At 54.9% G+C, this 4240-nt stretch carries 5 protein-coding genes and 1 pseudogene; all 6 read left to right on the forward strand.

Annotated features, from left to right (window positions below; translation table 11 throughout):
* The first annotated feature begins 144 nt into the window (after nucleotides 1-144).
* Nucleotides 145-987 carry a type IV pilus biogenesis protein PilM gene (gene pilM, locus ACLQ7H_RS05060; RefSeq protein WP_411751730.1) on the forward strand — a complete coding sequence of 281 codons (843 nt, stop codon included), beginning with the start codon at nucleotides 145-147 and terminating at the stop codon, nucleotides 985-987.
* On the forward strand, nucleotides 987-1523 hold the full coding sequence (locus tag ACLQ7H_RS05065) for a PilN domain-containing protein (RefSeq protein ID WP_411751731.1): 537 nt from the start codon (nucleotides 987-989) through the stop codon (nucleotides 1521-1523). The genes pilM and ACLQ7H_RS05065 overlap by 1 nt, the downstream gene beginning before the upstream one ends.
* Nucleotides 1516-2025 carry a hypothetical protein gene (locus ACLQ7H_RS05070; protein ID WP_411751732.1) on the forward strand — a complete coding sequence of 170 codons (510 nt, stop codon included), beginning with the start codon at nucleotides 1516-1518 and terminating at the stop codon, nucleotides 2023-2025. Before ACLQ7H_RS05065 ends, ACLQ7H_RS05070 begins: the two co-directional genes overlap by 8 nt.
* On the forward strand, nucleotides 2018-2365 hold the full coding sequence (locus ACLQ7H_RS05075; protein ID WP_411751733.1) for a hypothetical protein: 348 nt from the start codon (nucleotides 2018-2020) through the stop codon (nucleotides 2363-2365). Before ACLQ7H_RS05070 ends, ACLQ7H_RS05075 begins: the two co-directional genes overlap by 8 nt.
* 9 nt (nucleotides 2366-2374) lie before the next feature.
* Entirely contained in the window at nucleotides 2375-3622 is a 1248-nt protein-coding gene (gene hofQ, locus ACLQ7H_RS05080; RefSeq protein WP_411751734.1) for a DNA uptake porin HofQ, read from the forward strand.
* Between the two features lie 552 nt (nucleotides 3623-4174).
* Nucleotides 4175-4240: pseudogene (gene aroK / locus ACLQ7H_RS05085) on the forward strand (shikimate kinase AroK); the annotation flags it as partial.

Here is a 4240-nt window from a genome sequence, read left to right on the forward strand (position 1 = left end):
AAAAGATACTTTACGAACTTCACCTGAGATTTCCCATTTCATGTCAATTGGGCAGTTTATAAACAACCGCGCGGTAGTATAAAGGCAAGCCTGCAACATGGATATGTTCTTTTGTTATCTGAGGGTATGGAGGTGAGGTGAAATATGTTTTCTCAAACGTGGCAGGTGGGGTTGGATATCCAGGAACACAGCGTCAGAGCGCTGGCTGCGCAGCGTCGGCGTAACGGTTGGCAATTGCGCCACTGGTGGCAACAGGCATTGCCCAACTCGGCGCTGCGGGCGGGGCATTTAGAAAGTTCAGAAATGCTGGTGACGGTACTCAAGCAGTGGCGTAGCCGGTTACCAAGACATATTTCCTTACGCATTGCTTTACCCGCGCAGCGGGTTTTACAGCAGACGTTGCCCTTGCCAGACCTCCGCTTGCAGGAGCCGGTTCGCCATGACTACATCACCACCCAGGGCCTGAAACAGTTCCCGTTAGACAGCCAGACTCTGGCAATGGATTACCGCCAGGCGCAGCCCAATACCCATCAGTTGCTGCTCACCGCAGCCCGCCAACAGGAGTTGCAACAATGGCTGCATTGCCTGCAATTAGCGGATCTGCATCCTCAGGTGATCGATATCGCGCCCAACGCGCTAAGCATGATGGCCGCATTTGCTGGCTTGGCTTCCGATGCCGGGCTGTTGCATCGTCTGGAGTCGGAATGGCTATGGGTAGCACCGCGAGCGATGCCCTTTACTTATGGCGTTTTGCCGGCGGGAGAAGCCGTCAGCGTCAAGCAGGCGTTGGCGGCTATGCGCTCAGCTTGCCCAGCCATAGGGGCTAAAGACGTGTATTACAGCAGCGTGCTGGACGAGGCCGCGCCAGAAGGCGCTATGCCTTGGTCACCGTTCACGGCTTTCAGCAGTTTATATCCGCCGCTGCCCTCTCAGCCGATGGCGTTTGTGCTGGCGGGTGGGTTGGCACTGCGCCGTGAGGATGCCTGATGTACCAGGTCAATCTGTTGCCCTGGCGCCTCAGACGGCAGCGGCAGCGCTATACCTTCTGGTTACGCTGCTTCGTTGCTCAATTGCTGCTGGTGCTGGCTATGTTCGCGGCAGCCTACTTTTTGCTGCACTACCAACAGACAAAGCAATATTCGATGCTGCAGGGTTTAACGCAGCAGCACACTGAGCTGGCAGGACGTATTCAGCAGACGCAGCAAGTGATGGCCGACTTGGCCCGTTTTTCTGCAGAAAACGCCCGTTACCAGCACAATCGTGCGCAGAACCTGCGTTACCTGTCGCTATTGCAACAGCTCTCGGTAATGCTGCCTGATGCTCTGTGGCTTACGGGGTTTGAAGAGAACTCCAAGGGGATCTCTTTGCAGGGGCAAGGTGGGGCATATGCGGAGATCGTCACCTTTGAACGGAGGTTGGCCGCGCTACCCTTGTTGCAGGGTTGCCGCCTGGTTGAAGTCACACAGCGCAAGGAAGGAGGGTTAGCGTTCACTCTCTTGGCACGCTGGGGGCAGGATGGATAAGCCTCTGCCAGACTGGCTGATCCCCTGGCTCGCCCGGCCCGGTTGGCAGTTGTTGGCGGTTCAGTGGCTGGTATTAACCGGGGTTGGGCTGTTGGCCTACAGTGGGTTGATCTCGGGGGAATGGCAACAGTGGGAAAGGCTGGATGAGCAGCATCAGCAGTTGGAACTCCAGGTTGCAGCACGTCAGCAGCAACTGAACCAGCTACCGCCGTTAGCAGAGCTTGAGCTGCGTTTGGGGCAGCAGGTTTTGATCGTGCCAGATGAACCGGGGGATTTAGGTGCTCAGCTCTATCAGCTTGGGGGGCGACTGCTACGTTTCCAGCAGCAGGAGAAACCAGCCCAGCAAAAGATAAGGCTACAGCTAGATTACGGGGGCTTACTGCGTTTGCTGGAGGAACTGCCATCCACCCGTAGGATTGGGCAAATGAAGATCGAGAGACAGCCCGAAGGGTTAATCACTCAACTGACTCTGGTTAGTTCAGAAGAGGCGCTGGATGAATAAGGCGTGGTGGTTTTGGCTGCTGTTCTCGGCCTCGCTGTGGGCTGAACAGTATCGCGATCCGTTCCAGCCACCGCTAACGGCGGTTTGCGCCGATCCTGCCGCATCACCGGCGGGCTGGCGGTTGAAAGGGATTATCGGCACACCAGATTTGCGCTATGGCTGGGTGATCACTCCACAGGGGCAGTGGCTGGGGTTATTGCCACGACAACTGGTGCTGGATGGGGATTGGCAAGTGATGCAGATCCGGCCCCGGCAGCTTGAAATCGTTGCGCAGGATAGGGCAGAAGCCTGTCGGCCACGCACGGGCAGTGTGGTACTCACGTTAGGAAAAAAACCGTAAGGAAAAGCGATGAAAGGATATCAGTGGCTTATGCTGGGATGGTTGACTCTCCCTTTGACGGTAATGGCGAGCGTGCAGCAGGAAAAACCAGTGTCGCTGGCGTTCCATGATACCCCGGTCAGCTTGATTTTACAGGCGCTGGCGGAGTATCAAGACTTGAACCTGGTTGCCGCCGAGGAGGTCGATACCAACCTGACGCTGCGGTTGGATAATGTTCCCTGGCAGCAGGCGTTGGCAGTGGTGTTACGCATGGGCAAGCTGACGATGACGCTGGAAGGCAATGTGATGATGGTTTTCCCCCTACCGGATGAACAGGAGCAGCTTCGTCGGCAGCGGGCGTTGGCGCAGCAGGAGCCTTTGCACAACCTGACGATCACGCTGCAAAACGCGGAGGCCAGCGAGATAGCGCAAAGCCTGGATAGCCAACGTGGCAAATTATTGACCGAGCGTGGCAGCGTTGTGGTGGATAAACGTACCAACGCGTTGCTGTTGCGTGACACCGCTCAGGCGCTGGCCCAATTGAAACACTGGGTAGCAGAGATGGATACCCCGCTGGAACAGGTGCAGTTGGCTGCCCATATTGTCACCATCAGCAGCGAGAATTTGCGGGAGCTAGGCGTAAGATGGGGCCTGGCGGCAGAAGAAAGGCCAGCTAAAACGCTGCGGATAGACAATTTCAGCGTTGGCCTGCCGGTAGAAAACAGCGCCATAACAGCCGGTTTCCACCTGGCACGCATCAGCGGACGTATCCTGGATCTGGAGTTGTCGGCGCTGGAACAGGAAAATCAGGTGGAGATTATCGCCAGCCCGCGTTTGCTTACTGCACATCTGCAAACCGCCAGTATTAAACAGGGCACGGAAATCCCTTACGAGGTATCGAGCGGCTCCAGCGGTGCCACTTCGATCGAGTTCAAAGACGCGGTGCTGGGTATGGAAGTGACGCCAAAGATTTTACCCAATCGCCGCATTACCCTGACGTTACAGATCAGCCAGAATATGCCCGGGCGTTCGATTAAACAGGGAGAAGGAGAGGCGCTGGCGATCGACAAGCAGGAAATTAAAACCCAGGTGACGGTGAAGGACGGTGAAACCATCGTCTTGGGGGGTATTTTTCAGCGCCAGCGCACCCAGGCGGCCGATAAAGTCCCTGGTGTGGGCGATATCCCCTTGCTGGGAGCGTTGTTCAAACACGATAACCAACAGCATAAAAGGCGCGAACTGGTGATTTTTATCACCCCGACGCTGATCAAAGTTTAAATTGCCTCGATCGCGGTTTTTGGCGCGCTGACGGTGCCGAGGCAAAATGAGGGAAACCGACGAAAGTTGCCGTTAATCTGCCAGATCACGACATTCCGTTGCTTTTTCAGATAAACTCCACGCGGAGATCTCGCTGCAATGCTCTGTTCATGAGGTCTTGGTCCAAAATCCTAGCCGTTGAAAACGCTTAAAAGTTGGCAAGCAAATGCACTTTTTTTCGTGCCTTAGAGGCATCTGAGTTTGACGCTGCGGCCGATTTAGCTTACAAGGGTTACCGAATTGAGCACCGAGGTTTTTTTGTTAATGCTGTACCCGTCGTCTTCCAGGCTGAAACCTGGGATCCATAGGGTATAAGACGCCGTTAAAAACGTATGGTTTCCCTCCTGCGGCGTGGATAGTGATTTATTCGGTTGCCAAACTACCAAGAGTGTTGAGATAATTTTTCGTCTGATCTCGCACTATCGCTCATGAGGTTTCAGTTTAGGTCCCGCCGCTAATTTGATTGGCGGGGCGGGTTATCATTAACGAATTGTCTTAGTAATACCGAAAAACATGGCAGAGAAACGCAATATCTTTCTGGTTGGGCCTATGGGTGCCGGCAAAAGCACTATTGGCCGT

This window comes from Serratia sp. (in: enterobacteria), from assembly GCF_046715635.1.
Taxonomy (GTDB): Bacteria; Pseudomonadota; Gammaproteobacteria; order Enterobacterales; family Enterobacteriaceae; genus Chania.